27 protein-coding genes and 1 pseudogene are annotated in these 25,979 nt (G+C 72.1%); 19 read left to right on the top strand and 9 right to left on the bottom strand.

Annotation, left to right across the window (positions count from 1 at the left end; all coding sequences use genetic code 11):
* The first annotated feature begins 50 nt into the window (after positions 1-50).
* The 6 genes and pseudogenes from ACFYR3_RS33140 (at position 51) to ACFYR3_RS33165 (ending at position 4,574) form a co-directional block, all read left to right on the top strand.
* Positions 51-962 (top strand): NifU family protein, encoded by a 912-nt coding sequence (locus tag ACFYR3_RS33140; RefSeq protein ID WP_389285619.1) that lies wholly within the window; start codon positions 51-53, stop codon positions 960-962.
* Positions 959-1,564: pseudogene (locus ACFYR3_RS33145) on the top strand (DUF5947 family protein); the annotation flags it as partial. The gene ACFYR3_RS33140 and the pseudogene ACFYR3_RS33145, both read left to right, overlap by 4 nt.
* A 260-nt stretch (positions 1,565-1,824) precedes the next feature.
* Positions 1,825-2,469: a DUF6084 family protein gene (locus ACFYR3_RS33150; protein ID WP_355838754.1), complete on the top strand. Its 645-nt coding sequence runs from the start codon at positions 1,825-1,827 to the stop codon at positions 2,467-2,469.
* Position 2,470: 1 nt separating this feature from the next.
* The gene (locus ACFYR3_RS33155) at positions 2,471-3,901 is read left to right on the top strand and encodes a hypothetical protein (protein WP_389285621.1); all 1,431 of its coding nucleotides are present in this window, start codon (positions 2,471-2,473) and stop codon (positions 3,899-3,901) included.
* On the top strand, positions 3,898-4,452 hold the full coding sequence (locus tag ACFYR3_RS33160) for a hydrogenase maturation protease (RefSeq protein ID WP_389285623.1): 555 nt from the start codon (positions 3,898-3,900) through the stop codon (positions 4,450-4,452). Before ACFYR3_RS33155 ends, ACFYR3_RS33160 begins: the two co-directional genes overlap by 4 nt.
* Before the next feature lie 17 nt (positions 4,453-4,469).
* On the top strand, positions 4,470-4,574 hold the full coding sequence (locus ACFYR3_RS33165; RefSeq protein WP_376453418.1) for a DUF6893 family small protein: 105 nt from the start codon (positions 4,470-4,472) through the stop codon (positions 4,572-4,574).
* On the opposite strand, the gene ACFYR3_RS33170 is transcribed toward ACFYR3_RS33165, so the two are convergent.
* Positions 4,550-4,990, bottom strand: a complete 441-nt coding sequence (locus ACFYR3_RS33170; RefSeq protein ID WP_355838748.1) for a helix-turn-helix transcriptional regulator — start codon at positions 4,988-4,990, stop codon at positions 4,550-4,552. The two genes, ACFYR3_RS33165 and ACFYR3_RS33170, sit on opposite strands and share 25 nt — an antisense overlap.
* Positions 4,991-5,078: 88 nt before the next feature.
* Between ACFYR3_RS33170 and ACFYR3_RS33175 the strand changes: the two genes are divergently transcribed.
* From ACFYR3_RS33175 to ACFYR3_RS33210, 8 genes are all read left to right on the top strand, one after another.
* Positions 5,079-5,516, top strand: a complete 438-nt coding sequence (locus ACFYR3_RS33175) for a hydrogenase maturation nickel metallochaperone HypA (protein WP_355838746.1) — start codon at positions 5,079-5,081, stop codon at positions 5,514-5,516.
* The gene (gene hypB / locus ACFYR3_RS33180) at positions 5,500-6,309 is read left to right on the top strand and encodes a hydrogenase nickel incorporation protein HypB (protein ID WP_389285626.1); all 810 of its coding nucleotides are present in this window, start codon (positions 5,500-5,502) and stop codon (positions 6,307-6,309) included. The genes ACFYR3_RS33175 and hypB overlap by 17 nt, the downstream gene beginning before the upstream one ends.
* Positions 6,306-8,666 carry a carbamoyltransferase HypF gene (gene hypF, locus ACFYR3_RS33185; protein WP_389285628.1) on the top strand — a complete coding sequence of 787 codons (2,361 nt, stop codon included), beginning with the start codon at positions 6,306-6,308 and terminating at the stop codon, positions 8,664-8,666. The genes hypB and hypF overlap by 4 nt, the downstream gene beginning before the upstream one ends.
* A 36-nt stretch (positions 8,667-8,702) precedes the next feature.
* The gene (locus tag ACFYR3_RS33190) at positions 8,703-9,041 is read left to right on the top strand and encodes a HypC/HybG/HupF family hydrogenase formation chaperone (RefSeq protein WP_355838738.1); all 339 of its coding nucleotides are present in this window, start codon (positions 8,703-8,705) and stop codon (positions 9,039-9,041) included.
* On the top strand, positions 9,038-10,156 hold the full coding sequence (gene hypD / locus ACFYR3_RS33195) for a hydrogenase formation protein HypD (protein WP_355838735.1): 1,119 nt from the start codon (positions 9,038-9,040) through the stop codon (positions 10,154-10,156). Before ACFYR3_RS33190 ends, hypD begins: the two co-directional genes overlap by 4 nt.
* Positions 10,157-10,229: 73 nt before the next feature.
* Positions 10,230-11,219: a hydrogenase expression/formation protein HypE gene (gene hypE / locus ACFYR3_RS33200; protein ID WP_389285720.1), complete on the top strand. Its 990-nt coding sequence runs from the start codon at positions 10,230-10,232 to the stop codon at positions 11,217-11,219.
* 256 nt (positions 11,220-11,475) lie between these two features.
* Positions 11,476-11,832: a DUF779 domain-containing protein gene (locus ACFYR3_RS33205; protein WP_355838729.1), complete on the top strand. Its 357-nt coding sequence runs from the start codon at positions 11,476-11,478 to the stop codon at positions 11,830-11,832.
* A 75-nt stretch (positions 11,833-11,907) separates the two neighbouring features.
* Positions 11,908-13,191, top strand: a complete 1,284-nt coding sequence (locus tag ACFYR3_RS33210; protein WP_355838726.1) for a phosphodiester glycosidase family protein — start codon at positions 11,908-11,910, stop codon at positions 13,189-13,191.
* Here the strand turns inward: ACFYR3_RS33210 and ACFYR3_RS33215 are convergent.
* The 6 genes from ACFYR3_RS33215 to ACFYR3_RS33240 form a co-directional block, all read right to left on the bottom strand.
* On the bottom strand, positions 13,151-13,345 hold the full coding sequence (locus ACFYR3_RS33215) for a hypothetical protein (protein ID WP_351865708.1): 195 nt from the start codon (positions 13,343-13,345) through the stop codon (positions 13,151-13,153). The two genes, ACFYR3_RS33210 and ACFYR3_RS33215, sit on opposite strands and share 41 nt — an antisense overlap.
* Positions 13,346-13,449: 104 nt before the next feature.
* A complete protein-coding gene (locus tag ACFYR3_RS33220) occupies positions 13,450-14,313 on the bottom strand; it encodes a phosphatidylinositol-specific phospholipase C/glycerophosphodiester phosphodiesterase family protein (RefSeq protein WP_355838723.1) in 864 nt (287 codons plus the stop codon).
* A gap of 215 nt (positions 14,314-14,528) precedes the next feature.
* The gene (locus tag ACFYR3_RS33225) at positions 14,529-15,635 is read right to left on the bottom strand and encodes an acyl-CoA dehydrogenase family protein (protein ID WP_389285632.1); all 1,107 of its coding nucleotides are present in this window, start codon (positions 15,633-15,635) and stop codon (positions 14,529-14,531) included.
* Positions 15,632-16,834 carry an acyl-CoA dehydrogenase family protein gene (locus ACFYR3_RS33230; RefSeq protein WP_355838717.1) on the bottom strand — a complete coding sequence of 401 codons (1,203 nt, stop codon included), beginning with the start codon at positions 16,832-16,834 and terminating at the stop codon, positions 15,632-15,634. Before ACFYR3_RS33230 ends, ACFYR3_RS33225 begins: the two co-directional genes overlap by 4 nt.
* Positions 16,831-17,808 carry an NADPH:quinone oxidoreductase family protein gene (locus tag ACFYR3_RS33235; RefSeq protein WP_356782398.1) on the bottom strand — a complete coding sequence of 326 codons (978 nt, stop codon included), beginning with the start codon at positions 17,806-17,808 and terminating at the stop codon, positions 16,831-16,833. The genes ACFYR3_RS33230 and ACFYR3_RS33235 overlap by 4 nt, the downstream gene beginning before the upstream one ends.
* Before the next feature lie 178 nt (positions 17,809-17,986).
* Positions 17,987-18,643 carry an XRE family transcriptional regulator gene (locus tag ACFYR3_RS33240; RefSeq protein WP_355838711.1) on the bottom strand — a complete coding sequence of 219 codons (657 nt, stop codon included), beginning with the start codon at positions 18,641-18,643 and terminating at the stop codon, positions 17,987-17,989.
* A gap of 231 nt (positions 18,644-18,874) precedes the next feature.
* On the opposite strand from ACFYR3_RS33240, the gene ACFYR3_RS33245 reads away from it, so the two are divergent.
* The 4 genes from ACFYR3_RS33245 to ACFYR3_RS33260 all read left to right on the top strand — a co-directional run bounded on the left by ACFYR3_RS33245 (position 18,875) and on the right by ACFYR3_RS33260 (position 22,647).
* Entirely contained in the window at positions 18,875-20,410 is a 1,536-nt protein-coding gene (locus ACFYR3_RS33245; RefSeq protein WP_389285635.1) for an ATP-dependent DNA ligase, read from the top strand.
* Positions 20,407-20,883 carry an NUDIX domain-containing protein gene (locus ACFYR3_RS33250; protein WP_355838705.1) on the top strand — a complete coding sequence of 159 codons (477 nt, stop codon included), beginning with the start codon at positions 20,407-20,409 and terminating at the stop codon, positions 20,881-20,883. The genes ACFYR3_RS33245 and ACFYR3_RS33250 overlap by 4 nt, the downstream gene beginning before the upstream one ends.
* 107 nt (positions 20,884-20,990) lie before the next feature.
* Positions 20,991-22,382 (top strand): NADP-dependent succinic semialdehyde dehydrogenase, encoded by a 1,392-nt coding sequence (locus tag ACFYR3_RS33255; protein WP_355838703.1) that lies wholly within the window; start codon positions 20,991-20,993, stop codon positions 22,380-22,382.
* Positions 22,383-22,407: 25 nt separating this feature from the next.
* On the top strand, positions 22,408-22,647 hold the full coding sequence (locus ACFYR3_RS33260; protein ID WP_261704260.1) for a DUF6213 family protein: 240 nt from the start codon (positions 22,408-22,410) through the stop codon (positions 22,645-22,647).
* Positions 22,648-22,876: 229 nt separating this feature from the next.
* Here the strand turns inward: ACFYR3_RS33260 and ACFYR3_RS33265 are convergent, their stop codons facing one another.
* A complete protein-coding gene (locus ACFYR3_RS33265) occupies positions 22,877-23,572 on the bottom strand; it encodes a transcriptional regulator (protein ID WP_355838700.1) in 696 nt (231 codons plus the stop codon).
* A 265-nt stretch (positions 23,573-23,837) separates the two neighbouring features.
* On the bottom strand, positions 23,838-25,103 hold the full coding sequence (locus ACFYR3_RS33270) for an acyl-CoA dehydrogenase family protein (RefSeq protein WP_355838697.1): 1,266 nt from the start codon (positions 25,101-25,103) through the stop codon (positions 23,838-23,840).
* Positions 25,104-25,272: 169 nt separating this feature from the next.
* Here ACFYR3_RS33270 and ACFYR3_RS33275 point away from each other — a divergent pair, with 169 nt between their 5' ends.
* Positions 25,273-25,917, top strand: coding sequence for a TetR family transcriptional regulator (locus ACFYR3_RS33275; protein ID WP_326789157.1), 645 nt, complete (start codon positions 25,273-25,275; stop codon positions 25,915-25,917).
* Positions 25,918-25,979 lie beyond the last annotated feature (62 nt).

A 25,979-nucleotide genomic window follows, 5' to 3' on the forward strand; every position in this document is an offset into this window, starting at 1 on the left:
GGATCTGACCTCCCGCAGGATCTGACCTTCCTCAGAAGAGGGGTTTGCCGATGGCCGGACAGGATACGGGCGAGCGGATAGGCGCGCTGCTCGACGAGCTGGCGCAGCAGGCGGGACCGGAGGCGCGCGACACCGCGGACGAACTCGTTCGCTGCCTCATGGAGTTCTACGGCGAGGGCCTGACCCGGACCGTACGCCTGCTGCGCTCCGCCCCGGACGGCGCGGACCCCCTCGCCGTCCTCACCGCCGACGAACTCGTCAGCGATCTGCTGATCCTGCACGATCTGCATCCCGAGGACACCGCGACCCGGGTGGGCCGCGCCCTCGACAAGGTCCGTCCCTACCTCGGCTCGCACGCGGGCGACGTCGAGGTGGCCGGGCTCGACCTGGAGGCGGCCGACGGCCCGACGCTACGGCTCAAACTGCGCGGGAGCTGCGACGGCTGTCCGTCCTCCACCCAGACCGTGCGCTGGACCATCGAGGAGGCGGTCGCCCGGATCGCCCCCGAGGTCGAGCACATCGAGGTCGAGGGCATGGCCGAGGAGAGCCCGCAGCCGGCGCTCCTCCAGATCCTGCCGCACCGCCCGGACGACGCTCCGGGCGAGGCGGCGCCGTCCACCGAACCGGGCGATCCGGCACGCTGGTACACCCTCGGCCCCCGCGCGCTGCCGGTGGGCGACCGGGCCACCGGCGTCACCGAGGTCGCCGGCCGCACCCTCCTGCTGGTCCGTCTGCCGGGGCAGCTGTACGCCTACCGCGACCGCTGCCCGGTCTGTGCGGCGAGTCTGGCCCCGGCGGCCCTGGACGGCGAGTCGCTGCGATGCGCGGGCTGCGCCGCCGAGTTCGACGTGCACCGGGCGGGCCGGGGCGACCAGGGCCACCTGGAACCCGTACCGCTGCTGGAGGAGGACGGGTCGGTGCGGGTGGCGCTGCCCGGCGAGCTGCTGGGGGCGGGGCCATGACCACCGATGTCCTCAAGCAGTTCACCCGGAGGCCGCCGCCCGAGGGCGAGCGCTGCGACCTGTGCGGGGAGCCGCTGCCCGCCGCGCACCGTCATCTCGTCGACACCTCCCGACGGTCCCTCAAATGCGCCTGCCCGCCCTGCCATCTGCTCTTCACCCGGCCGGGCGCCGGGCAGGGCCGCTTCCGGGCCGTCCCGGACCGGTATCTCACCGATCCCGGGTTCGGCCTGGACGAATCGGACTGGAACCGGCTGCAGATCCCGGTTGCGCTCGCCTTCTTCTTCCGCAACTCCGAACTCGACCGGCTCGCGGCCTTCTATCCGAGCCCGGCGGGCGCCACCGAGAGCGAGCTCGATCCGCAGACCTGGGACGCGGTCCTCGGACGCAGTCGGCTCGCGGAGCTGCTGGAACCCGATGTGGAGGCGCTGCTGCTGCACCGCGGACGCGGCGGCTCGGTCACCTGCACGCTCGTCCCGGTCGACGTCTGCTACGAGTTGGTCGGCCGGATGCGGCTGCACTGGAAGGGCTTCGACGGCGGTGCCGAGGCACGTGCGGACATCGCGGAGTTCTTCGAGCGGATCACGGCGGCCGCCCGCCCCCTGGCCCCGGAACCCGGGCCCGCAGTCGCGCCGACGCACCCCGGGCCCCCCACCGCACCCGCGGAACGCGAGACCCCCGCCGCACCGGCGGAACGTAAGGACCCTGCCGCACCGGCGCACCCCGGGCCCTTCACCGCACCCGCGGAACGCGAGACCCCCGCCGCATCGGCGCACCCCAGGCCCTTCACCGCACCCGCGGAACGCGAGACCCCCGCCGCACCGGCGGAATCCGTCGGCCCGGCCGCCCAGTCCGGGGGCGCCCCGTGACCGATCTCCAGTTCACCTGCACCGGTGTACGCCCCGAGCCGTACGGAGCCGGGCCCACGCTGTTGTTCGGACTGCGCATCGAGGAGGCCGACCACCAGCCGGTGCACGCCCTCGCGCTGCGCTGCCAGATCCGTATCGAGCCCGCCGGGCGCTCCTACGAGCCGGAGGAAGTCGGCATGCTGGGTGACCTGTTCGGCGAGCCGAGCCGCTGGAACAGCACGCTCAAGCCGTTGCAGTTCGCCCACGCCTCCATCACGGTCCCGGGGTTCACCGGTTCGACCGAGGTCGATCTGCCGGTGCCCTGCACCTACGACACCGAGGTCGCGTCCGCGTCGTACTTCCGTGCGCTGACCCGCGGTGAGGTCCCGCTGCTCCTGCTCTTCTCCGGCACGGTGTTCACCGGCCGGGACGGCTTCCGGGCCGAGCCGGTGCCCTGGCACAAGGAGACGTCGTACCGGATGCCGGTGGACGTGTGGCGGAACATGATCGAGCAGTACTTCCCCAACTCGGGCTGGCTGCGCGTGCGGCTTGACGTGCTGGACGCCCTGCGCCGCTACCGCTCCTCGCGCGCCCTGCCGTCCTGGGAGCGGGTCTTCGACGAACTCCTCGCCACCGCCGACGCGAAGAAGGGGGCCGACTGAGATGAGCAATCCCCTGGAGAGCCAATTCGAGCAGGCCCGCACGGTGGCCGACGCCGTCCTGTTCGAGGGTTATGTCCTCTACCCCTACCGCGCCTCGGCCGCGAAGAACCAACTGCGCTGGCAGTTCGGCGTCCTGGTGCCGCCCGCCTGGACCGCCACGACCGGAGAACACTCCGTCCAGCGCACCGAGTGTCTGCTGGAACCCCGCGACGGCGACCGTCTGCACGCCGAACTGCGCTTCCTGCATGTGCGGCGGCGCACGGTCGAACGGCTCGACGCCGACGGCGGCTACACGGAGGTACCCGAACTCGACCTTCCCGAGCGGGTGTTGGTGCCGTGGGACGAGGGGCACGAGGAACGCGTCCTGATCCATGAGTCCTTCGCCGAGCTGATGGGCGATCAGGCAGCCGTCCACGCCGTACGGTTCGACCTGCCGGACGCCGTCGAGTACGAGCCGGTGACCGATACCGAGGGACGGACGCTGGGCCGACTCGTGCGGCGCAGGCAGCGGCTGACGGGCGAACTGCGCCCGAGTATCGAGGAGTTGCCGGGACCGTACCGGGTGCTGCGGCTCACGGTGGGAGTGCACAACACCACCACCGCCCCGGAGCGCGCCGGCACCGACCGCGAGACCGCCCTCGCCCACAGCCTGATCGGCACCCATCTGCTGATCGGCGTGCCCGGGGGACGGTTCCTGTCGCTGACCGACCCGCCCGAGTGGGCCCGCCCGGCCGCCGCGAGCTGCCGGAACGACCACACCTGGCCCGTGCTCGCCGGACCTCCCGGTACGGACGACGTCATGCTGTCCTCGCCGATCATCCTGGAGGACCACCCCGCCGTCGCCGAGGAGAGCCCGGGGCCCCTCTACGACGCCACCGAGATCGACGAGATCCTCTCGCTGCGCACGGCAGCTCTCACCGAGCGGGAGAAGCGTGAGGCCCGGGGCACGGACACTCGCGCCGCCGACGTCATCGACCTGGTCGACGACATGCCGGAGGCGGTCCGTGAACGGCTGCACGGGGCGATCCGGGGGCTGCGCGAGATCACCGGCGACGACCCCGCCGGCGAGCCGCTCCCCCCTGCTCCCGACACCGGGCTGAGCCTGCCTGAGGGCCCCGGACACCCCTGGTGGGACCCTGCGCAGGACGCCGGGGCCGCCGAGGCGCCGGGCGTCGTCGTCATCGACGGCGAGACCGTACGGGCCGGCAGCAGGGTCCTGCTCACACCCGGCGCCCGCCGCTCCGACGCCCAGGACGCCTTCCTCCACGGCCGGCACGCCACGGTCGAGGCCGTGGTCGGCGACCTCGACGGCGAGACGCATCTCGCCGTCGTGGTGGACGACGATCCCGGCACCGACATACGCCGTGCCCAGGGCCGCTTCCTGTACTTCAAGCCCGACGAGGTGGCCCCGCTGACGGAGGAGGCGACATGACGACCGGACCTGATCGCACCGAGGCGTCCGGCACGGACGGGACACGCCGGGTTCTGGTCGCCGGAGTCGGCAACGTGTTCCTCCAGGACGACGGGTTCGGGGTGGAGACCGTACGGCGGCTCGCCGTCCGCACCCCCGAACTGCCGCCCGGCGCCGAACTGATGGACGCCGGCATCCGCGGAGTGCACCTCGCCTACCGGCTGCTGGAGGGCTACCAGGTCCTCGTGCTGGTGGACATCGTCAGCCGCGGAGGCCCGCCGGGCACGCTCTACACGATCGACGTGGGCCCCGACCCCCCTGCGGCACGGGCCCAGCCGGGGCCGCTGGACACGCACGCCATGGACCCCGCCACCGTGCTGGCCCTGCTGCACGACCTGCACGCCGGCGCGGGCGGCACCCTCCCGGAGGAGGTGTACGTCATCGGCTGCGAACCCCGCGACACCGACGAGGGGATGGGGCTTTCACCCCCGGTGGCCGATGCCGTTGAGGCCGCCTCCGACTTGGTGCTCGACCTGGTACGCCGCGCTACCTCTGTACCCCAGAGGAGCTGACCACGATGGAGGCAAGGATGGAATGGCAATGGGTGGGCCTGGCCGCGGGCCTCGTAGTGGCCTACGGAGTCGCCAGGAACCTGTCGGACATCCGCCGCTACTTGCGCATGCGGCGCATGTGATCCGGCGTCCGCGCATGATCCGGTGGACGCGCGCCGGCGCCCGGAGCCCCGCCCTCGCGCCGCCCCGCGTGTCCACCGACGTCCTCGAGTTGCACATAGCGCTCGAGGAAGAGATGCAGGGTGCTGTGGAGTTCGCCCAGGCGGACGAACCACAGGGCGAGGTTCATCGCGCCCTGCTGGGTGATCGCGTAGACGCGGCGCGCGGGCCCGCTCTCCGAGGCGTGCCAGTGCGAGGTGACCTCACCGCTGCTCTCCATGCCCCGCAGCAGCCGGTACACATGCGCCTGATCCGCGTCGCCGCAGCCGAATGCGCCCAGGCGCTGCACCAGTTCATAGCCATGGCCTTGGCGTTCGGCCAGCAACAGGAGCAGCACCGGGGTGAGCAGAGCGCGTCGCTCGACCTCATGCCCAGTCATCGTCTTCTCAGAGTAACCAGGCATGCGCGAGCCTCACATCCGGGCGCCGCGGCGCCGCCCGGCGGCTCGGCAGCGGGAGGTGAGGGTCATGCATGAGCTGTCCATCGCCGTGGCGGTCGTCGAACAGGTCGAGGAGGCCGTGCGGGAACAGGGCCGCCCGGTAGCGTCGCTGACCCTGCGGATCGGCGAGCTCGCGGGAGTGGTTCCGGACGCGCTGGACTTCTCGTTCGGCCTGGCGACGGAGGGCACCGCGCTGGCGGGGGCCCGTCTGCTGATCGAGACTGTCGAAGCACGGGGCCGCTGCGACGGCTGCGGCCGCGAGGCGCCGACCGGGATGCCTCCGGTGCTGTGGTGCGCCATGTGCGGGGCCACGCTGGCCCTGCTCCGCGGCCGGGAACTGGAGATCGTCCGGGTGACGCTCGCCGACGGGCCGCCGGACGGGAAGAGCGCGGACGACGGGCCGGGGGCCGCGTCGTCCGGGCTGCCGGTACGCGACGAGGAGGCGAGCCATGTGCCGCACCGTTGACCTGCATCAGGCCGTGCTCGCCAAGAATGACGAGAACGCGCTGGCCCTGCGGGGCTATCTGGGTGACCGCGGCACGGTGGCGGTGAACCTGCTGTCCAGTCCGGGCAGCGGCAAGACGGCCCTGCTCGAACAGCTGCTCGCGCGTGCCGTCGCGGGCGGCACCCCGGCCGCCGCCGTCACCGCCGACCTGGCGACCGAGAACGACGCGACCCGGCTGGCCCGCTCCGGCGCACCGGTGCAGCAGATCCTCACCGACGGGCTGTGCCATCTGGAGGCGGGCATGCTCCAGCGGCGGCTCGAGGGGTGGCTGCCGGACGGCACCCGGCTGCTGTTCGTCGAGAACGTCGGCAATCTCGTCTGCCCGGCCTCCTACGACCTCGGGGAGACCCTGCGCGTCGCGCTCGCCTCGGTGACCGAGGGCGAGGACAAGCCGGTCAAGTACCCGGCGGCCTTCGGGCTCGCGCACCTGGTCGTCATCACCAAGACCGACATCGCGGACGCCGTCGGCTTCGACCGGGAGGCGTTCCTGCGGGGTGTCCAGCAGGTCAATCCCGGCGTGCCGGTCCTGGAGACCTCGGCCCGCACCGGCCAGGGGGTCGACGCCCTGCTGGAGCACGTCCTGCGCTGCGCGGCCGGCGACGAGACGCACGTACCCGTCCTGGCGCGGCAGCACGAGCGGTACCTGCACAGCCACGAGAACGGCCACGAACACGCGCACGCCGACGGGCACGCGCACACGCGGGAAGCCGGGGCCGGCCCGAGCCGGGAACAGGCGCAGGGACCCGCGCGATGAAACGGGTCCCGGGGCGCGAGCGCAGGCACATCACCGTCACGGGCGTCGTCCAGGGAGTGGGATTCCGGCCGTTCGTGTACACCCTCGCGGAGGAACTCGGGCTGACCGGCTGGGTCACCAACAACGCGCGGGGCGTCGAGGCCGAGGTGGAGGGGCCGGCCGCCGACGTGGCGGCCTTCTGCGCCCGGATCGGGACGCGGCCGCCGCCGCTCGCGGTCGTCGAGTCGGTCGAGCACCGTGCCGTGCCCCTGGTCGACGACGGCTCGGTGTTCACCATCCGCCCCTCCTCCGGCGGGCCGGGCCGCACGCTGGTCGCCCCGGACACGGCGACCTGCGACGACTGTCTGAGCGAGCTCGCGGACCCCGCCGACCGGCGGTACCGGCACCCGTTCATCACCTGCACCCACTGCGGGCCGCGGTTCACCATCGTGACCTCGCTGCCGTACGACCGGGACAGCACCACCATGGCGGGCTTCCCGATGTGCGCGGACTGCGCCCGTGAGTACGCGGACCCGGCCGACCGCCGCTTCCACGCCCAGCCGATCGCCTGCCCCGCCTGCGGGCCCCGGCTCACGCTGCGCACCGGACCGGATGATCCGGGCGAGCTGCGCGACGGGCAGGCGCTCGCCGAGGCGCGCCGGCTGCTGGCCGAGGGTGCCGTGGTCGCGGTCAAGGGGATCGGCGGCTACCACCTGGCGTGCGACGCGGGCGATCCTGCGGCCGTCCGCACCCTGCGCAAGCGCAAGAACCGCGGCGGCAAACCCTTCGCGGTGCTGGCCGGCTCGCTGGAGACCGTCCGGCGGCTGGCCCATGTCGGCCCGGCGGAGCGTGAGTTGCTGCTCGGGCCGCGCAAGCCGGTGGTCCTGCTGCGGCGGCGGGCGGGGGCGGGCGACGAGATCGCGGCGGGAGTCGCGCCCGGCAGCCCCGACCTCGGCTTCATGCTCCCGTACACCCCGGTGCACCGGCTGCTGCTCGGTCTGCCCGGTGATCCGCCGGGTCCGGCCGTCCTCGTCATGACCAGCGGAAACCGCTCGGGTGAGCCCATCGTCACCGACGACGCCGAGGCGCTGACCCGGCTGGCGGGGCTCGCCGACGCCTGGCTCGGCCACGACCGGCCCATCCATGTGCCCTGCGACGACTCGGTGGTCCGGGTGTGCGCGGGCGCCGAGCTTCCGGTGCGCCGGTCGCGCGGCTACGCCCCCTTCCCGATCGCGCTGCCGGTGCCGGTGGTCCCGGCACTGGCCGTGGGCGGGGACCTCAAGAACACGTTCTGCGCCGGGGACGGCCGCTACGCCTGGCTGTCCGCGCATGTCGGGGACATGGACGACCTGGCCACCCTGACCGCCTTCGAGCGGGCCACCGGCCATCTGACGGACCTCACCGCCGTCGCACCGCGCCTGCTGGTCGCCGACCGGCATCCCGGCTATCGCGCCACCCAATGGGCGCGGCGCACCGCCGAGGCCCGCGGCCTGACGATGCGCCAGGTGCAGCACCACCATGCCCATGTCGCCTCCGCGATGGCCGAGCACGGTCTCGACGGTTCGGCCCCGGTGATCGGGGTCGCGTTCGACGGGACCGGTTACGGCGACGACGGTGCCGTGTGGGGCGGTGAGGTGCTGCTCGCCGACTACGACGGATACCGGCGGTTCGCTCATCTGGGCTATGTGGCGCTGCCGGGCGGCGACGCGGCCGTACGCAACCCCTACCGGATGGCGCTGTCGCATCTGCGGGCGGCGGGGCTGCCCTGGCGGGACGAGCTGCCGTGCGCCGCGGCCGCCACCCCCGAGGAGCGGCGGCTGCTCGAACGGCAGCTGGACCGGGGGCTCAACTGCGTTCCCACGTCCAGCATGGGACGCCTCTTCGACGCGGTGTCCTCGCTCGCGGGAGTCTGCCATCGGGTGGAGTACGAGGCGCAGGCGGCGATGGAGCTGGAGAACGCGGCGCTGGGCGACCTGGCTGGGCCGCTCGCCGACGACGAGCGGAACGACGCGTACCGGTTCATGCTGAGAGCGGTCCGTCAGGACCCCGAGGTGCCGCTGATCGCCGATCCGGCGCCGGTCCTGGCCGCCGCCGTCGCGGACGTCCGGGCCGGTGTCACGGCCGGGCCGGTGGCCCGTCGGTTCCATCGGGCCGTGGTCGATCTGGTCCTGGAGGTGTGCACGGTGGCGCGAGAGAGGACCGGCATCCGCACGGCCGCCCTCAGCGGCGGGGTGTTCTGCAACGCCCTGCTCACCGAGGGCTGCGGCGCTGTCCTGGAACGGGACGGCTTCACCGTACTGAGGCACCACAGGGTTCCACCCAACGACGGCGGTCTGGCCCTCGGGCAGCTGATCGTCGCCGCCCGAGCACGGGACTAGCGCGACAGGAAAGCTGGAGCGAGTCAGGAGCAAGTCATGTGTCTGGCCGTACCCGGCCGAGTGCTGGAGATCGAGGAACGCGACGCGACGCGGATGGCCAAGGTGGACTTCGGCGGTGTCGTCAAGAACGTGTGTCTGGAGTACGTACCGGACATGAAGGTCGGTGACTACGCCATCGTCCATGTGGGATTCGCGTTGCAGCGGTTGGACGAGGAGTCGGCGAAGCAGACCCTGGAGCTCTTCGAGAACCTCGGAGTGCTGGAGGAGGAGTTCGGCGACGCCTGGGGCAGAGCCGCCCGGGACGCGGGCGCCGAACGCCCCGCCGGAACCGGACTCCCGCCCGTGGACGGCTTCGAGAAGGAGGCCCGGTCATGAAGTACCTGGACGAGTTCAGCGACCCCATCCTTGCCAAGCGGCTCTTCGACGACATCAGGGCGGTCACCACCCGGCCCTGGTCGATCATGGAGGTCTGCGGCGGTCAGACACATTCGATCATCCGCCATGGCATCGACCAACTTCTCCCCGAGGAGATCGAGTTGATCCACGGGCCGGGCTGCCCGGTCTGTGTGACCCCGCTGGAGATCATCGACAAGGCACTGGAGATCGCCTCCCGCCCGGACGTGATCTTCTGCTCCTTCGGCGACATGCTGCGCGTGCCCGGCAGCGGACGCGACCTGTTCAAGGTCAAGAGCGAGGGCGCGGACGTACGCGTCGTCTACTCGCCGCTGGACGCGCTGAAGATCGCGCAGGAGAACCCCGACCGGCAGGTCGTGTTCTTCGGCATCGGCTTCGAGACCACGGCGCCGCCCAACGCGATGACCGTCTATCAGGCCAAGAAGCTGGGCATCGCCAACTTCAGCCTGCTGGTCTCGCACGTCAAGGTGCCCCCGGCCATCGACGCGATCATGAACTCGCCGGACTGCCGGGTGCAGGCATTCCTCGCCGCCGGGCACGTCTGCACGGTGATGGGCATGGGCGAGTACCCCGAACTGGCCGAGCGCCACCGGGTGCCGATCGTGGTGACCGGTTTCGAACCGCTCGACATCCTGGAGGGCATCCGCCGCGCGGTACGCCAACTGGAGGCGGGACAGCACACCGTGGAGAACGCCTATCCGCGCGCGGTGCAGGCCGAGGGAAGCCCCGCGGCCCGCGCCATGCTCTCCGACGTCTTCGAGGTGACCGACCGGGCCTGGCGCGGGATCGGCATGATTCCGCAGAGCGGCTGGCGGCTGTCGCCCAAGTACCGCGAGTACGACGCCGAGCACCGCTTCTCGGTGACCGGCATCGACACCGAGGAGTCGACCGTCTGCCGCAGCGGCGAGGTGCTCCAGGGCCTCATCAAGCCGCACGAGTGCGCCGCGTTCGGCAAGGAGTGCACCCCGCGCAATCCGCTGGGCGCGACCATGGTGTCCAGCGAGGGCGCGTGCGCCGCCTACTACCTCTACCGGCGGCTGGAGACCCCGGACAAGGAGGCGAGCTCCGTTGGCTGACTCCGCATACGCTCCGGCCGACTTCTCCTCCTGGACCTGCCCGGCGCCGCTGCGCGACCACGACAGGATCGTGATGGGGCACGGCGGTGGCGGCACGCTCTCCGCGGAACTGGTGGAGCACCTGTTCGCGCCCGCCTTCGGCAACGACGTGCTCGCCGAACTCGGCGACTCCGCCCATCTGCTGATGGGCGGCGCCCGGCTCGCCTTCTCCACCGACTCGTTCGTCGTACGGCCGCTGTTCTTCCCCGGCGGCAGCATCGGGGACCTCGCCGTCAACGGCACGGTCAACGACCTGGCCATGGCGGGGGCCGTACCGGCCTACCTCTCCTGCGGGTTCATCCTGGAGGAGGGCGTCGAGCTCTCCGTCGTGGGGCGCGTGGCCGAGGCGCTGGGCGAGGCGGCCCGGACGGCCGGGGTGGTGGTCGCGACCGGTGACACCAAGGTCGTCGACGCGGGCCACGGCGACGGCATCTTCATCAACACCGCCGGGATCGGCCTGATCCCGGACGGCGTCGACATCCGTCCGCAGCGCGCGGCCCCCGGTGACGTGGTGCTGGTCAGCGGGCCGATCGGCGTGCACGGGGTGGCGGTCATGAGCGTGCGGGAGGGGCTGGAGTTCGGCGTCGAGATCCAGAGCGACACCGCGTCGCTGGCCGGTCTGGTCGCGGACATGCTGGCTGTCTGCCCCGACATCCACGTGCTGCGCGATCCGACCCGCGGCGGTCTGGCCACCTCCCTGAACGAGATCGCCGCGGCGGCACGGGTCGGCATCGCGCTCGACGAGCGTTCCCTGCCCGTCCCGGAGACGGTCGCCAACGCGTGCGCCTTCCTCGGCCTCGACCCGCTGTACGTGGCCAACGAGGGCAAGCTGGTGGCGTTCGTGGCGGCCGAGCACGCCGACGCCGTGCTCGCGGCGATGCGCGCCCACCCGTTGGGCAAGGAGTCGGTGGCGATCGGCCACTGCGTCCCCGAGCACCCCGGCATGGTGGTCGCGGCCACCGGCCTGGGCGGCACCCGGGTGGTGGACATGCCGCTCGGCGAACAACTCCCGCGCATCTGCTGACCCACCACGTCCGCGGCCACATCGGCCGACTCCCACCCGTGCGACGGCTGACACCTCGTCCGCCGGCATCCAGCACTCCCGAGGCCGGTCCTCGGTGACGACCCGCATCACGCGGGCGTCACCGGGGGCCGGCCTCTTGTGCGTCCGGGTCGTGCAACCCTCTCGCAACGTCCAGGATGGTCGGCTGAGTCGTGCTCCGCGCCGGAGGTTCGCGCGCAGGAGCCGTGAGAGCCGTGACACCGGAGGGGGAGAGCCGATGGACGTCGTCCCGCGCGTGGAGCTGACGCCCGCGGCCGCAGAGCTGCTGCTGCGACTGCGCACCCAGCACGGACCGCTGATGTTCCATCAGTCGGGCGGCTGCTGCGACGGCAGCGCGCCCATGTGCTACCCGGAGGGCGAGTTCCGCACCGGCGGCTCCGACGTGCTGCTGGCCGAGCTGGAGGTCGAGGGCGTCGACGAGCCGATCGCCTTCTGGATCTCGAAGAGCCAGTACGAGCTGTGGAGCCACACGCGCCTGATCGTGGACGTCGTGCCGGGCCGGGGCAGCGGCTTTTCCCTCGAAGCACCCGAAGGAGTGCGTTTTCTGATCCGTTCCCGCGTCGTCGGCGTCTAGCCACCGGCCCGGGTACCAACCTCTGGTGCAATTCCCCTGAGTCCTGGGAAAGTTGACGAGACATCAGGGGGAACGGTGACACGTCGCGGCAGACGGTTCAGAACAGCACTGACGGTCTTCACGGCAAGCGGAGCGCTGGCCGGTGCGGCCCTGACGGGGGCGGCACCGGCCAGCGGCGCGGAGGGGGCGACCGACATCGCGCCCGGCGTCGAGTACACGCAGCTGGACATCCCGGCGGCCGAGGGAGTCGCTCACGCGCACGTATTGAACGTCGATCTGCGCAATCCCCATGTGCGCGTCGACCTCCTCTACCCCGGCGCCGTGGCGTCCCGGGAGCCCGTGTCCGAACTGGCCGACTCCCGGGGCGCGGTCGCCGGGGTCAACGGCGACTTCTTCAACATCACGGAGACCCAGCATCCGGGCGTCGAGGCGACGGGCGCGACCGTGGGTCCGGCGATCGCGAGCGGCCGCGGGCTCAAGGCCGCGGTCCCGAACGGCCAGCGGTTCGGGCCGGCGCTGCCGCCCGGCACGACCACCGAGGACGTGTTCGGGGTGGGCGTCGACCGCCGGGCCCGGCTGGACAGCGTGGCCCTCGACGGGTCCGTCCGCAGCGCCGACGGCACCTGGCCGCTCGGCGGATTCAACCAGTACGCGCTCCCGGTCGGCTCCGTCGGCGCGTTCACCGCGGACTGGGGCAGCGTCTCGCGGGTGCGCGCGACCTGCGGCACGGACACGAACCGGGCCGCGCCGTGCAGCACCGACACCCACGAGGTGACGGTCCGCCGCGGTCGGGTCGTGTCCGCCGCCGACGCTCCGGGCAGCGGACCCATCGCACCGGGCACCACCGTGCTGGTCGGCCGCGAGGCGGGCGCCCAGGAGCTGCGGAAGCTGTCCGTGGGCGAGTGGGTGGGGGTGCGGCACCGGCTGGTGACGAAGACCTCCCGGGTGCCGTACCGGTTCGCGGTCGGGGGCTATCCGATGATGACCGACGGAGTGCCGCTGCCGGGTCTGGACGACAAGACCGCTGCCGTACGGACCGCGGTGGGCTTCTCCGACCACGGGCGCCGGATGCAGCTCCTGGCCCTGGACGGCGCCGCGGAGTACCGCAACGGGCTCACCATCGCCGAAGTGACCGCGGCGATGCAGCAGTTGGGGTCGCAGGACGCCTTCAGCCTGGACGGCGGCGGATCCACGACCATGGTCGCCCGGCAGGCGGGGGCGGACGCCGTCAGTGTCCTCAACCACCCGAGCGGCGGCGCCGAGCGACCCGTCCCGAACGGTATCGGGGTGTTCGCGGGCCCCGTGACCCGGCGGCAGGTCATGGCGTCAGGCTGCCCACGATGTCAGCCGTCGCGGTGAGACCGCTGTGGATGGTCGGCGCCATGCTCGTGCTGGCCAGCAGGAACCCGAGCAGGGCGCAGACCAGCGCATGGGACATCTTCAGCCCTCCGTTGCGCAGGAAGATCACCGCCAGCAGCAGGAGCAGCAGCACCGCAGAGATGGAAATGGCCATCGTCAACCTCCTCCGCCACGTCCACTTCGCGGCGTTCGGCCGTAAGTGTGGCGTAGCGGAGGGATCGTCCGGGCGGCTGACGTGTCCCCCGAACGGGTGGTCTTCTACCGTCGGTCGTGAGCGTCCAGGAACTCTTCGAGACCGCCCAGGTCATCGGTGTTGAGGTAGTCGACGTCGGCGGCGAGAAGTTCGCGCCAGAGCGCCTCGCGTGTCGGACCCGCGAGGTCGGGGGTCGCCCAGAACCGGACCTTCTGCCGACGCGCGTGGGCGGCCGCCATGATGCCACGCAGCTTCTCCCGCTCGGCGTCCGGGAAAGGGCCCTCGCCCAGCCAGCTGAAGTTGAGTGTCCAGTTGTCGCTGATCAGCGGGATGAAGGAGGCGGGGGCGGCGGTGCCGAGGTCGGCGAGTCGGCCGTCGTAGAAGGCGAGCCGCTCGGTCTGCGCCTCCATGGGCGTCCGTGCGGCGCGGTCCCCGGAGATGACGGCGGTGATCGGGCCGGGGTGCACCCGGCCGTGCGCGTATGTCGTGAACAGGTGCCGGTGCCGGCGCAGATGACGGTCGAGTTCGAGGTAGGTCGAGGAGCCCTCGGTCTTGATGTCGATGAGTAGTTGCAGCGGCTTGTGGTAACCCCGGTACACCGAGCCGTGGTTGGCCCTGACGCGGGCGGCCAGCGGTTCGAGATAGAGGGATTCGAGTGTGCGGGTGGGGTCGAGCTCCACCGGGTCGTGGGCGACGAGGAGTTGGTCACCGACGAGGTAGATGTCGGCCTCGACGCTGCCGAAGCGGTGGTCGAGGGCGTCGAAGAGGGGACGCGGGTGCTCGTAGTCGTTGTGCGCGTGGGCGCGCCACAGCGGGCGCGTGCGGGGCTTCGCCTCGGCCGCGAGAGCCCGTGACGCGGGCAGGGCGAACGAGCCCGCGAGGGCGGCGCCGAGGGCGGTGAGGGCTCTGCGACGGGTGGTAAGGGCCATGCTCTGCCTCCCTTGAGGGGCCGTACGGGACCTCAGGGAGTATGCGGCCGACGGGGCTCAAGGAACCCTGCCCTGACGGGAGTTGGCCGGACCGACGCGACGCGTTCACTTCACCGGATCCGGGCGGGATGCGGCGTTCCCCCCTTCCCTGCCCGCGTGTCTCGGGCGCACGAAAAAGCCCGCCCCAGGTGGGGCGGGCTTCACTCGGGATCGGGTCAGGGCGCCTGGAGATCGACCAGTTCGGCCAGGGCCGCGCGGTGCGCGCCCGCCGTGCCGTAGGCGATCGAGTCGGCCTTGGCGCGCTTCAGATACAGGTGCGCGGGGTGCTCCCACGTCATGCCGATGCCGCCGTGCAGCTGGAGCGCCTCCTCGGCGGCGTGCACGGCCACGGGTGCCGCGTACGCCTGGGCGACGGCGACCGCCACGTCGCTGTCCGCGCTGCCGGTGGCCAGCGCGTCGGCTGCGTTCCGGGCGGCGGCACGGGTGTTGACGACCTCCAGCCACACCTGGGCCAGCCGGTGCTTGAGCGCCTGGAATCCGCCGACCGGCCGGTTGAACTGCTTGCGCTCCTTGAGGTAGCGGACCGTCGCCGTCAACGACCAGTCGGCTAGACCGAGTTGCTCGGACGCGAGCAGTCCGGCACCGGCCCGCAGCGCACGTCGTACGGCCACGGGCGCGTCCTCGGTGAGCAGCCGTGCGGGCGCCCCGTCGAAGGTGACGCGGGCGAGCGGCCGGGTCTGGTCGAGACAGACCTGCGGGACGATCGTGACGGCGTCCGCGTCGACGGCGTACAGCCCGCCGTCCTCCGCCGGAACCAGCAGGACGTCGGCGGCGGCCGCGTCCGCGATGCCCGTCAACTCGCCGTGCAGGGAACCGTTCTCCAGTCGTACGACCTGGTGGGCGGCGCCCGGTCCGACGTTCAGCGGGACGGCGAGGGCGCCCACCGTCCGGCCGGAGGCGAGCGCGGCGAGCAGTTCGGCCGCCGCCGGTCCCTCGCAGGCCAGCAGCGCCTCGGTCGCGACCACGGCGCTCGTCAGATAGGGCACGGGCGCGACCGCGCGGCCCAACTCCTCCAGGACCACGGCGGCTTCGCGGTGCGTGGCACCCTGGCCGCCCTGCTCCTCGGGCACCAGCAGGCCCGCGAGGCCCATGCCCTCCGAGAGGGCCTTCCACAGCTCGGGGTCGTGCGGAGTGCCCGACTCGCTGCGGGTGATGACGTCCGCCGCGGCACAGCGGTCGGCGAGGAGATCGCGGACGGCGGCGCGCAGCGCCTCCTCCTCCTCGGTGTAGAGCAGATCGGGTTCGGTGCTCACCTGGCTCATCGGGCGAGGTCCTTCCATGCGACGTCCTTGTCGGTGCGCGGCTCGGACGGCAGGCCCAGGACGCGTTCGGCGACGATGTTCAGCAGGACCTCGCTGGTCCCGCCCTCGATGCTGTTGCCCTTGGAGCGCAGGTAGCGGTATCCGGCGTCGCGGCCGGTGAAGTCGACCAGTTCCGGCCGGCGCATCGTCCAGTCCTCGTACAACAGGCCTTCCTCGCCGAGGAGTTCGACCTCCAGTCCGCTGATCTCCTGGTTGAGCCGGGCGAAGCCGAGCTTCATGCCGGAGCCCTCGTGGCCGGGCTGGCCCTGGGCGAGCTGCTGGCGCAGCCGCTCGCCGGAGAGCCGGGCGACCTCGGACTCGACCCACAGCTTCAGCAGCCGCTGGTGCGTGTCGTGGGTGCGCAGCTCGGGCCGCTCGCGCCAGGTCCTGGAGACCGGGCCGATCATGCCGCCCTCGCGCGGGATGCGCATGCCGCCGATGGAGACGCGCTCGTTCATCAGCGTGGTCTGGGCGACCCGCCAGCCGTCGCCGACCTCGCCGAGACGGTGTGCGTCGGGGATGCGCACGTCGGTGAGGAAGACCTCGTTGAACTCGGCCTCGCCGGTGATCTGGCGCAGCGGCCGTACCTCGACACCCGGGTCGGTCATGTCGCAGATGAAGTAGGTGATGCCGCGGTGCTTGGGCACGTCCGGGTCGGTGCGGGCGATGAGGATGGCCCAGCGGGCGAGGTGGGCGCTGGAGGTCCACACCTTCTGTCCGTTGATCACCCAGTCGCCGCCGCTCCCCGGCGCGTCCCCGTCCGCGCGGACGGCGCGGGTGCCGAGCGCGGCGAGGTCCGAGCCCGCGCCGGGCTCGCTGAAGAGCTGGCACCACACCTCCTCGCCGACCCACAGGGGCCGCAGGAAGCGCCGTTTCTGCTCCTCGGTGCCGAAGCCGAGGATCGTCGGCGCTGCCATGCCGAGGCCGATGCCGATCCGCCGCGGGTCGTTGTCGGGCGCGCCCGCGGCCGCCAGCTCGGCGTCCACGACGGCCTGGAGACTGCGCGGGGCGCCGAGGCCGCCGAGGCCCTCGGGGTAGTGCACCCAGGCGAGTCCGGCGTCGAAGCGCGCCTTCAGGAAGTCCACGCGATCGGTTTCCCGAGGAGGATGCGCGGCGAGCAACTCCTGGGTGCGGCGGCGCAGTTCGGCTGCGTCGGTCATGCGGCGGCTCCGTTCTCCAGTGTGGGCACCACGGCGATCCGCCCGGTGGTGACTCCGTCCGCGACCCGCTGCACGGCGGCGGCAGCCCCGCTCAGCGGCACCCGCTCGCTCACCAGCGGCTTGATCGCGCCCCGTGCGGCCAGCTCGGTGAGCTGCTCGTGGCAGTGCAGGACCAGCTTCGGGTTCTTGGTGTTGTACAGGCCCCAGTGCAGGCCGAGGATCGCGTAGTTCTTGACGAGGGCGTGGTTCAGCGCGGGGCTCGGGATCGAGCCGCTCGCGAAGCCGACGACCACGATCCGGCCCTCGAAGGCGACGACCTTCGTGGACTGGGTGTAGGCGTCACCGCCGACGGGGTCGTAGATCACGTCCGCGCCGCGCCCACCGGTCGCTTCCTTCACCGCGCCTATGACGTTCTCGGACCGCCGGTCGATGACGACGTCGCAGCCCAGCTCGCGCGCCACGGCGGCCTTGTCGGCGCCGCCCACGACACCGATGACGGTCGCGCCGGCCGCCTTTCCGAGCTGCACGGCCGCGCTGCCGACCCCGCCGGCGGCCGCGTGGACGAGCAGCGTCTCGCCGGCCTCCAGACGGGCCCGCCGGTGCAGGCCGAACCAGCCCGTCTGGTAGCCGATGTGCAGGGCCGCGGCCTCGGCGTCGTCGAGGGCGTCGGGCGCCGGCAGCAGGGCGGCGGCGTCCGCGACCGCGTACTCGGCGAAACCGCCGTGCGGCAGCGCGGGGGTGGCGATCACCCGGCGTCCGTCCTCGGTCTCGCCGCAGATCTCCACCCCGGGCGTGAAGGGCAGCGGCGGCCTGACCTGGTAATGGCCGCGGCACATCAACGCGTCCGGGAAGTTGATGTTCGCGGCGCGCACCTTGAGCAGGACCTGGCCGTCACCGGGCGTCGGCCGATCCACCTCCTGGAGGCGCATCGCCTCTGCGGGCTCGCCGTTCTGGTGCACTTGCCATGCCTGCATGCGGGGCCTCCAGGGGACTGCGTCGTCTGACCGGGGTCGATCGCATACTAAGCGGTCGCTTGCCGAACTGGGAACAGCCGACGACCGTCGTCTTCGCCACGTCCGGCGCAAGTACCTTCGCCACGTCCGGCCCGAGCGTCTTCGCCACGTCCGGCCCGAGCCGCCCCGCCGCCCGTGCTCACAGCTCCTTGCCCCGCGCCTTGGGCCGCGCCCGTACGTGCATCCGCTCCCCCTGCGGCCCGAACAGGCTCAGGAACTCCACGGGCCCCTCCCCCGTCGACCCGAACCAGTGCGGAACCCGGGTGTCGAACTCCGCGGCCTCCCCCGCCCCGAGCACGACGTCGTGCTCGCCGAGCACCAGCCGCAGCCGCCCGGACAGCACGTACAGCCACTCGTAGCCCTCGTGCGTCCGGGGGTCGGGTGCCATGGTCCGCTGCGGTTCGAACATCTTGTAGGCCTGGAGTCCGCCGGGCTGGCGGGTCAGCGGCCAGTGCGTCCGGCCGCCCCGCACGATCGGCTCGGCGCGCACCCGGGGGTCTCCGACCGGCGGGGCGCCGACCAGTTCGTCCAGCGGGACCTGATGGGCCCGCGCGATGGGCAGCAGCAGCTCCAGGCTGGGCTTGCGCAGCCCGGATTCCAGGCGCGAGAGCGTGCTCACCGAGATGCCGGTCGCCTCGGACAGTCCGGCCAGGGTCGCGCCGCGCTCCTTCCGGATCCGCCGCAGCCGCGGACCGACCTCGGCGAGAACCTCGTCCGTCGCCGCGTCGCCGGTCGCTCGCTGCCCCACTCCGCCACCGACACCCGCGGGGGCCGCGTCACTCGTCCCGTCGTTCATGCCATCCCTCATCACCTCATTGCAGAATCGGCAAAGCCATTTGTCAATCCGGCCGCATCGGGGCGACCGGCGAACTCCTCTTCACCGACCTCGACGCGGCCGTGACGGGAGGGCCACCGGGTGGCGGCCGCCACCCGGTGGCCCCGGGGCTCCTACGACCGCGCCCCGGCCCCGTACGGATGTGGCTCCCGTACGGGTGTGAACCCGGCGTCCGCGTTGCACCATGGCTGCATGCTGCTGAGCCGGCTCGCTCATGTGTCCCAGGAGGTCGCCGCCACCTCGGCGCGGTCCCGGAAGACCGCCCTGCTCGCGGAGCTGTTCCGCGACGCCGGGGCGGACGACGTGCCGATCGTGATCCCGTATCTGGCGGGGCGGCTGCCGCAGGGCCGGCTCGGCATCGGCTGGAAGGTGCTCAGCAGGCGGGTCGACCCGGCCGCCGAACCCACGCTCACCGTGCGCGAGGTGGACGCCCGGCTCACCGCGCTCGGCAAGGTCTCCGGCACCGGATCGCAAGCCGAACGGGCGCGTCTGGTGGGCGAGTTGATGACGGCGGCCACCGAGGACGAACAGCGCTTCCTGTTCGGGCTGCTCACCGGTGAGGTGCGCCAGGGCGCTCTGGACGCGGTCGCGGTGGAGGGGCTCGCCGAGGCGACCGGCGCGCCCGCGGGGGACGTACGGCGGGCGGTGATGCTCGCCGGTTCGCTGCAGGTGGTGGCGCGGGCCCTCCTGACGGACGGCCCGGGGGCCCTGGACGGCTTCCGGCTCACCGTCGGCCGCCCGGTGCTGCCGATGCTGGCGCACACCGCCGCCTCCGTGTCCGAGGCGGTCGGCAAGCTCGGCGCCTGCGCGGTCGAGGAGAAGCTCGACGGCATCCGGGTACAGCTGCACCGCGACGGCGAGGACGTCCGTGTCTACACCCGCACCCTCGACGACATCACCGACCGACTGCCCGAACTCACCGCTGCCGCACTGGAGTTGCGGGGCGAGCGGTTCATCCTGGACGGCGAGGTGATCGCGCTGGACGACCGGGGGCGGCCGCGTTCCTTCCAGGAGACGGCCGGCCGGGTGGGGTCCCGTGTGGACGTGGCGGCGGCAGCGGAGACCGTGCCCGTCTCCCCCGTCTTCTTCGACGCCCTCTCCGTCGACGGGCGGGAGCTGCTGGATCTGCCGTTCACCGAGCGGCACGCGGAACTGGCACGGCTGGTGCCCGAGCAGATGAGGGTCCGGCGGACACTGGTGTCGGGGCCGGGCGATGTCGCCGAGGCCGAGACCTTCCTGGCCGACACACTCGCCCGGGGCCACGAGGGCGTCGTGGTCAAGGCCCTCGACGCCCCGTACAGCGCGGGCCGGCGCGGTGCGTCCTGGCTCAAGGTCAAACCCGTACACACGCTGGACCTGGTGGTCCTCGCGGCCGAATGGGGCCACGGGCGGCGCACCGGCAAGCTCTCCAACCTGCACCTGGGCGCCCGCACCGGCGACGGTTTCGCCATGCTCGGCAAGACGTTCAAGGGCATGACCGACGCGATGCTCACCTGGCAGACCGAGCGGCTCCGGGAGCTGGCAGTCGAGGACGACGGCCACGTGGTGACCGTACGGCCCGAACTCGTCGTAGAGATCGCGTACGACGGTCTGCAGCGGTCCACCCGCTACCCGGCCGGCGTCACCCTCCGCTTCGCCCGGGTCGTGCGCTATCGCGAGGACAAACCACCGGCCGAGGCCGACACGGTCGACACCCTGTTGGCCGCCCACCCGGAGGTGACGCGATGAGCGGCGAGCAGCACGGGAAGAGGAGCGCGGGACTGCTGTTGTTCCGGCACACCGACAACGGCCTGGAGGTATTGATCGGCCATATGGGCGGCCCGTTCTTCGCGCGGCGGGACGCCGGGGCCTGGACCCTTCCCAAGGGCGAGTACGAGCCCGACGAGACGGCCTGGGACGCCGCTCGCCGGGAGTTCCGGGAGGAGCTCGGGCTGCCGCCGCCCGACGGGGAGGCGGTCGCGCTCGGCGAGGTCACGCAGACGAACGGCAAGGTCGTCACGGCCTGGGCGATCGAGGCGGATCTCGATCCGGCGGCCGTGGTCCCCGGCACGTTCGCGATGGAGTGGCCGCCGAAGTCGGGACAGCGGCAGGAGTTCCCCGAGCTGGACCGGGTCGAGTGGATGACCCCGGAGCGGGCCCGGACGCTGCTCGTGAAGGCGCAGACCGTGTTTCTCGACCGGCTGGCGGAGCACCCGGGCTGAGAGCCGGTGTCCGGCCATGTGCGCCGGCTCACCCAGGACCCTCCGCGTTGCGCCGGGCCGCACCGCGCGGGAGGGTCGAGGAACAGTCCGCTTTCAGGAGGTCGGCCATGCCCATCGCGACGGTGAACCCGGCGAACGGCGAGACGCTCAAGACGTACGACGCCCTTGGCGCGGAGGAGATCGAGCGCAGGCTCGCCGCCGCCGAGGCCACGTTCCGCACGTATCGCACCACCTCGTTCGCCGAGCGGGCGCGGCTCATGCACCGCGCCGCCGATCTCCTGGACGAGGACCTGGACGACATCGGCCGGGTGATGACCCTCGAGATGGGCAAACCGGTGAAGCAGGCCCGCGCGGAGGCCGCCAAGTGCGCCAAGGCGATGCGCTGGTACGCCGACCACGCCGAGGAACTGCTCGCCGACGAGGTGGCCGACGCGGCCGACGCCAAGGACTCCGGCGCCTCCCGTGTCCTCGCCCGCTACCGGCCGCTCGGCCCCGTGCTCGCGGTGATGCCGTGGAACTTCCCGCTCTGGCAGGTGGTCCGGTTCGCCGCGCCCGCGCTGATGGCGGGCAATGTGGGCCTGCTCAAGCACGCCTCGAACGTGCCGCAGACCGCCCTGTACCTGGAGGACCTGTTCCGTCGGGCGGGCTTCCCCGAGGGCTGCTTCCAGACGCTGCTGATCGGCTCGGGGGCGGTCGAGGGCATCCTGCGCGACCCGCGCGTCAAGGCGGCCACCCTCACCGGCAGTGAACCGGCCGGCCGGGCGGTGGCCTCGGTCGCCGGGGACGAGGTGAAGAAGACGGTGATGGAGCTGGGTGGCAGCGACCCGTACGTCGTGATGCCGTCCGCCGATGTCGAGCGCGCCGCGCGGATCGCCGTGACGGCGCGGGCGCAGAACAACGGGCAGTCGTGCATCGCCGCCAAGCGGTTCATCGTGCACACCGACGTGTTCGACGCCTTCGCCGAGCGGTTCGCGGCGGGCATGCGGGCCCTCAAGGTCGGCGACCCGCTCAGCGAGGACACCGAGGTCGGGCCGCTCTCCACCGAGCAGGGCCGCGCCGACCTGGAGGAACTCGTCGACGACGCCGTGGAGAACGGCGCGACGGTGCTGTGCGGCGGCGAACGCCCGGGCGGCTTCGGGAACGGCTGGTACTACGCGCCGACCGTGCTCACCGACATCACCCCCGCGATGCGCATCCACCAGGAGGAGACCTTCGGTCCGGTCGCCACGCTCTACCGGGCCGCCGACCTGGACGAGGCGGTGGCCCTCGCCAACGACACCCCGTTCGGGTTGAGCTCGAACGTCTGGACGCGTGACGAGGCCGAGGTGGAGCGGTTCGTCCGCGATCTGGAGGCGGGTGGGGTCTTCCTCAACGGGATGACGGCCTCGCACCCGGCGTTCCCCTTCGGCGGGGAGAAGCGGTCGGGCTACGGACGTGAACTGTCGGGACACGGAATCCGCGAGTTCTGCAACATCACCACCGTATGGCACGGAGCGTGAGCGTTCCGCAGTTACGATCCCCTGTGTGAACCGCGAAGTGACCCTCCCTCTGATCGTCGACGACCGCGGCACGTTGCAGGTGGCCGCCGCCGACGTCAGCAAGCTGCTGCGCACGGTGGGCGGCCGATGGCTGCATCTGGTGGAGGCCGGCCAGGACGGCCTCGACGAGGACACGGTGGCCGCGCTCACGATCGAACTGGCCAAGCTGGCCGACCGGATCGACGTCGCCTGCATCGCGCACAGCAGCGGGACGAGCGGTCGCTGAAGCGACAGCGCCCGGCCGGACACCGGCCTCCGTACATCGGCCTCTCTCCGGTGTTCGGCCCGTGTCGGGTGTGCGGTCTTGGCCGGGCATGCGGTCCGGCCGGACGTACGCCCCCTGTCCCGCCCTGCGCCGGGCGGCCCGCTGGGTGGATACCGGGCTCCCCGCCGTTCCCGCGCCGGACTCCCCCGCCCCGGCCGAACCCGCCCGGGGCTCCCCGCCGTTCCCGGACTCAGACGACCCGCTGGTCCAGCTCCCACAGGGCGTGCCAGAACTTCGCCTCGTAGGCCTGGAGCAGCCGCCCCTGGCGGTGGACGTCGTCCGGCGAGATCCGTCCGGCGTCGAGCCCTGCCTGCACGGCGGCCAGCGCCCTGCTCTCCAGTTCGGGCGCGGGCGCGGCGAAGAAGTCGAACAAGCCGCAGGCCTCGTCGTCGAAGCCGTAGTGGCGGCGCAGGGCCTCGGCGATCGTCTCGCAGTAGCCGCCCCACGCGGCGAAGTTGGCGCCGAGCGCGAGGACCACGTCGGTCGGCTCCCCGTTCAGGGCGAGCCAGGCGACGTACGCGGGATAGGCCTGGCAGTCGGCGAGCGGTTCGTACACCGCCGCCTGTGCCTCGTCGGCTCCCACCGCGGCGGCGAACGCGGTGAGCCGCTCCCCGGCCAGCGCCTCGCCCTCGGCGAGCATCTCGAAGAAGGCGGCGCTCGCCGGGTCGGCGTCCGACCTCCCGGTACCCGCGGCCGACCGTTCGGCCAGATGAAGGAACGCGCGGTGGTCCGCGGCGATCACATGGCGCTGTTCGAGGGCGAGGGCCGCGAGGGTGGTCCGCTGGGCGGCGCCCCGGGCGATCAGCGGCAGCAGCCGGTTGGCGTGGGGGTCCGGGGCCAGTTTTCCGGTGATGTCCTCCAGCACTTCCCTGGCTGTCCGCGTCATCACGCGCTCCTTCGGTCCGGCAGACTCCGAGCCCCTTCGACCAGGGTGCCATGCCCGGCCCCGGCACCCCGGTTCTGAGCGGTCCGACGCGATGTCCCAGGTCCGGCGGGTGACGGTCGTACTCGAAGGTGAGGCGAACGTGCTCGCCTTCGAGCCGCGCGTGTGCTCCCCCGCGGCGCTCGGGGCACCGGCGCTGTGCGGCGCCTCGTCAAGGTGCGAGGGACGCGACGGGGGCCGTCACCGGCCCCCGGCCCGCGCGGTGGCGTCAGCGGATGGGCATCCCGGACAGGGTCCGGGCGATCACCAGCCGCTGGATCTCGCTGGTGCCCTCGAAGATGGTGTAGATGGCCGCGTCGCGGTGCATCCGCTCCACCGGGTACTCCCGCGTGTAGCCGTTGCCGCCCAGGATCTGGATCGCCTGGCCGGTGACCTTCTTCGCCGTCTCGCTGGCGAACAGCTTGGACATCGATCCCTCGGCGGCCGTGAACTGCTTGCCGTTGACCGCCATCCAGGACGCCCGCCACACCAGCAGCCGGGCCGCGTCGATCGACGTGCGCATGTCGGCGATCTGGAAGGCGACACCCTGGTTGTCGATGATCGGGCGGCCGAACTGCTCACGCGTCTTCGCATAGTCGAGGGCAACTTCGTACGCGGCCCGCGCGGTACCCACCGCCATGGCGCCGACGGCCGGACGGGACGCCTCGAAGGTGGCCATCGCCGCGTTCTTCACGCTCCCCCACTCTCGGCTTCGCTCGAGCGGGGGGACCCCCATGCCGCCGCCCGCCCTGACCCGCTCACGGGCACGCGCGAGGCGCTCGTCGAGCTTCTCCTTGCCGCCGAGCAGACAGGAGCCGGGGATGCGGACGTCCTCCAGGACGACCTCGGCGGTGTGCGAGGCGCGGATGCCGTGCTTCTTGAACTTCTGGCCCTGGGACAGGCCGGGCGTGTTCGGCGGCACGATGAAGGAGGCGTGGCCCTTGGAGCCGAGCTCGGCGTCGATGACCGCGACGACGACGTGCACATTGGCGATGCCGCCGTTGGTGGCCCAGGTCTTCGTGCCGTTCAGGACCCACTCGTCCTTGGCCTCGTCGTAGACGGCACGCGTGCGCATCGAGGCGACGTCGGAGCCGGCGTCGGGCTCGGAGGAGCAGAAGGCCGCGACCTTGACATCGTTGGCATCGCCGTACATCTGGGGGATCCAGGTGCCGATCTGCTCCTCGGTGCCGTTGGCGAGGACGCCCACGGCGGCGAGGCCGGTGCCGACAATGGAGAGGGCGATGCCCGCGTCGCCCCAGAACAGCTCCTCCATGGCCATCGGTATGCCGAGGCCGGTGGGGTCGAAATACTGCTGGGCGTAGAAGTCCAGGGAGTAGATACCGACCTTCGCGGCTTCCTGGATGACCGGCCAGGGAGTCTCTTCGCGCTCGTCCCATTCGGCGGCCGCGGGGCGGATGACATCGGCGGCGAAGCCGTGCAGCCAGTCCCGGACCTCCTTCTGTTCGTCGTTGAGCTCCATGGTGAACTCGGCCATATCCCCTCCAGGGCTGCACTAAACTGTTACTTGCGGTAACTGGAGTCTGTTACTGGCTAGTAGAGAAAGTCAACTCCCGAGCTCCGCTCGGCAGCCCGTTCGATACCCATACGGCGATCAGTGTTAGTTTGCGCAGGCGTCACCGAATCACCACGGGTGGGGAGAGCACATGGACACCACACAGCGGACCGATCAGCAGAGGTCCGCCGACCGCCGCCGGCGCGAACTGCTGGAGGCCGCCGACAGAGTGGTGCTCCGCGACGGCCCCGGGGCCTCCATGAACGCCATCGCCGCCGAGGCCGGCATCACGAAGCCGATCCTCTACCGCCACTTCGGCGACAAGGGCGGCCTCTACGCCGCACTCGCCAAGCGGCACACCGACGCACTCCTCGAAGCGCTGCGGGCGGCACTGGACGCCCCGGCCGAACGGCGTGAGCGCGTCGAGGCGACGCTCGATACGTACTTGGCCGCCATCGAGGCGCGACCGCAGGTCTACCGGTTCCTGATGCATCCGGCGGAGGGCGGCCAGCCGGGCGACGCCGGCTTCGACGTGGGCAAGTACTCCGCGCCGGTGCTCCGCCGCATGGGCGAGGAACTGGCCGAGGTCATCGAGGAGCGGGTGGATCTCGGACCGGGCAGCCAGCAGCTGGCACGGGTGTGGGGCCACGGCATCGTCGGCATGATGCACGCCGCCGGGGACTGGTGGCTCGGCGAACGGCCGTGCACGCGCGCCGAGTTGGTTCGAAGCCTGGCCGACCTGCTGTGGGGCCGCCTCGCCGCGGCGGGCGACCGCGTCGGCGGACCGGGCTTCTGATCAGGGTTCCCGGTCAGGGATACCGACACCGGCTCCCGCCCCTACACGCCTGATCCGGTTCT

The sequence above is a fragment of the Streptomyces sp. NPDC005784 genome, from assembly GCF_042871525.1.
Classification (GTDB): domain Bacteria; phylum Actinomycetota; class Actinomycetes; order Streptomycetales; family Streptomycetaceae; genus Streptomyces.

What these genes read in the sequence shown, in the direction of transcription:
- ACFYR3_RS33140 (WP_389285619.1), top strand. Translation starts at nt 51, where the DNA reads ATGGCCGGACAGGATACGGGCGAGCGGATAGGCGCGCTGCTCGACGAG.
- ACFYR3_RS33155 (WP_389285621.1), top strand. Translation starts at nt 2,471, where the DNA reads ATGAGCAATCCCCTGGAGAGCCAATTCGAGCAGGCCCGCACGGTGGCC.
- ACFYR3_RS33160 (WP_389285623.1), top strand. Translation starts at nt 3,898, where the DNA reads ATGACGACCGGACCTGATCGCACCGAGGCGTCCGGCACGGACGGGACA.
- ACFYR3_RS33165 (WP_376453418.1), top strand. Translation starts at nt 4,470, where the DNA reads ATGGAATGGCAATGGGTGGGCCTGGCCGCGGGCCTCGTAGTGGCCTAC.
- ACFYR3_RS33170 (WP_355838748.1), bottom strand. Translation starts at nt 4,990, where the DNA reads ATGACTGGGCATGAGGTCGAGCGACGCGCTCTGCTCACCCCGGTGCTG.
- ACFYR3_RS33175 (WP_355838746.1), top strand. Translation starts at nt 5,079, where the DNA reads ATGCATGAGCTGTCCATCGCCGTGGCGGTCGTCGAACAGGTCGAGGAG.
- hypB (WP_389285626.1), top strand. Translation starts at nt 5,500, where the DNA reads ATGTGCCGCACCGTTGACCTGCATCAGGCCGTGCTCGCCAAGAATGAC.
- hypF (WP_389285628.1), top strand. Translation starts at nt 6,306, where the DNA reads ATGAAACGGGTCCCGGGGCGCGAGCGCAGGCACATCACCGTCACGGGC.
- ACFYR3_RS33190 (WP_355838738.1), top strand. Translation starts at nt 8,703, where the DNA reads ATGTGTCTGGCCGTACCCGGCCGAGTGCTGGAGATCGAGGAACGCGAC.
- hypD (WP_355838735.1), top strand. Translation starts at nt 9,038, where the DNA reads ATGAAGTACCTGGACGAGTTCAGCGACCCCATCCTTGCCAAGCGGCTC.
- hypE (WP_389285720.1), top strand. Translation starts at nt 10,230, where the DNA reads ATGGGGCACGGCGGTGGCGGCACGCTCTCCGCGGAACTGGTGGAGCAC.
- ACFYR3_RS33205 (WP_355838729.1), top strand. Translation starts at nt 11,476, where the DNA reads ATGGACGTCGTCCCGCGCGTGGAGCTGACGCCCGCGGCCGCAGAGCTG.
- ACFYR3_RS33215 (WP_351865708.1), bottom strand. Translation starts at nt 13,345, where the DNA reads ATGGCCATTTCCATCTCTGCGGTGCTGCTGCTCCTGCTGCTGGCGGTG.
- ACFYR3_RS33220 (WP_355838723.1), bottom strand. Translation starts at nt 14,313, where the DNA reads ATGGCCCTTACCACCCGTCGCAGAGCCCTCACCGCCCTCGGCGCCGCC.
- ACFYR3_RS33225 (WP_389285632.1), bottom strand. Translation starts at nt 15,635, where the DNA reads ATGAGCCAGGTGAGCACCGAACCCGATCTGCTCTACACCGAGGAGGAG.
- ACFYR3_RS33230 (WP_355838717.1), bottom strand. Translation starts at nt 16,834, where the DNA reads ATGACCGACGCAGCCGAACTGCGCCGCCGCACCCAGGAGTTGCTCGCC.
- ACFYR3_RS33235 (WP_356782398.1), bottom strand. Translation starts at nt 17,808, where the DNA reads ATGCAGGCATGGCAAGTGCACCAGAACGGCGAGCCCGCAGAGGCGATG.
- ACFYR3_RS33240 (WP_355838711.1), bottom strand. Translation starts at nt 18,643, where the DNA reads ATGAACGACGGGACGAGTGACGCGGCCCCCGCGGGTGTCGGTGGCGGA.
- ACFYR3_RS33245 (WP_389285635.1), top strand. Translation starts at nt 18,875, where the DNA reads ATGCTGCTGAGCCGGCTCGCTCATGTGTCCCAGGAGGTCGCCGCCACC.
- ACFYR3_RS33250 (WP_355838705.1), top strand. Translation starts at nt 20,407, where the DNA reads ATGAGCGGCGAGCAGCACGGGAAGAGGAGCGCGGGACTGCTGTTGTTC.
- ACFYR3_RS33255 (WP_355838703.1), top strand. Translation starts at nt 20,991, where the DNA reads ATGCCCATCGCGACGGTGAACCCGGCGAACGGCGAGACGCTCAAGACG.
- ACFYR3_RS33265 (WP_355838700.1), bottom strand. Translation starts at nt 23,572, where the DNA reads ATGACGCGGACAGCCAGGGAAGTGCTGGAGGACATCACCGGAAAACTG.
- ACFYR3_RS33270 (WP_355838697.1), bottom strand. Translation starts at nt 25,103, where the DNA reads ATGGCCGAGTTCACCATGGAGCTCAACGACGAACAGAAGGAGGTCCGG.
- ACFYR3_RS33275 (WP_326789157.1), top strand. Translation starts at nt 25,273, where the DNA reads ATGGACACCACACAGCGGACCGATCAGCAGAGGTCCGCCGACCGCCGC.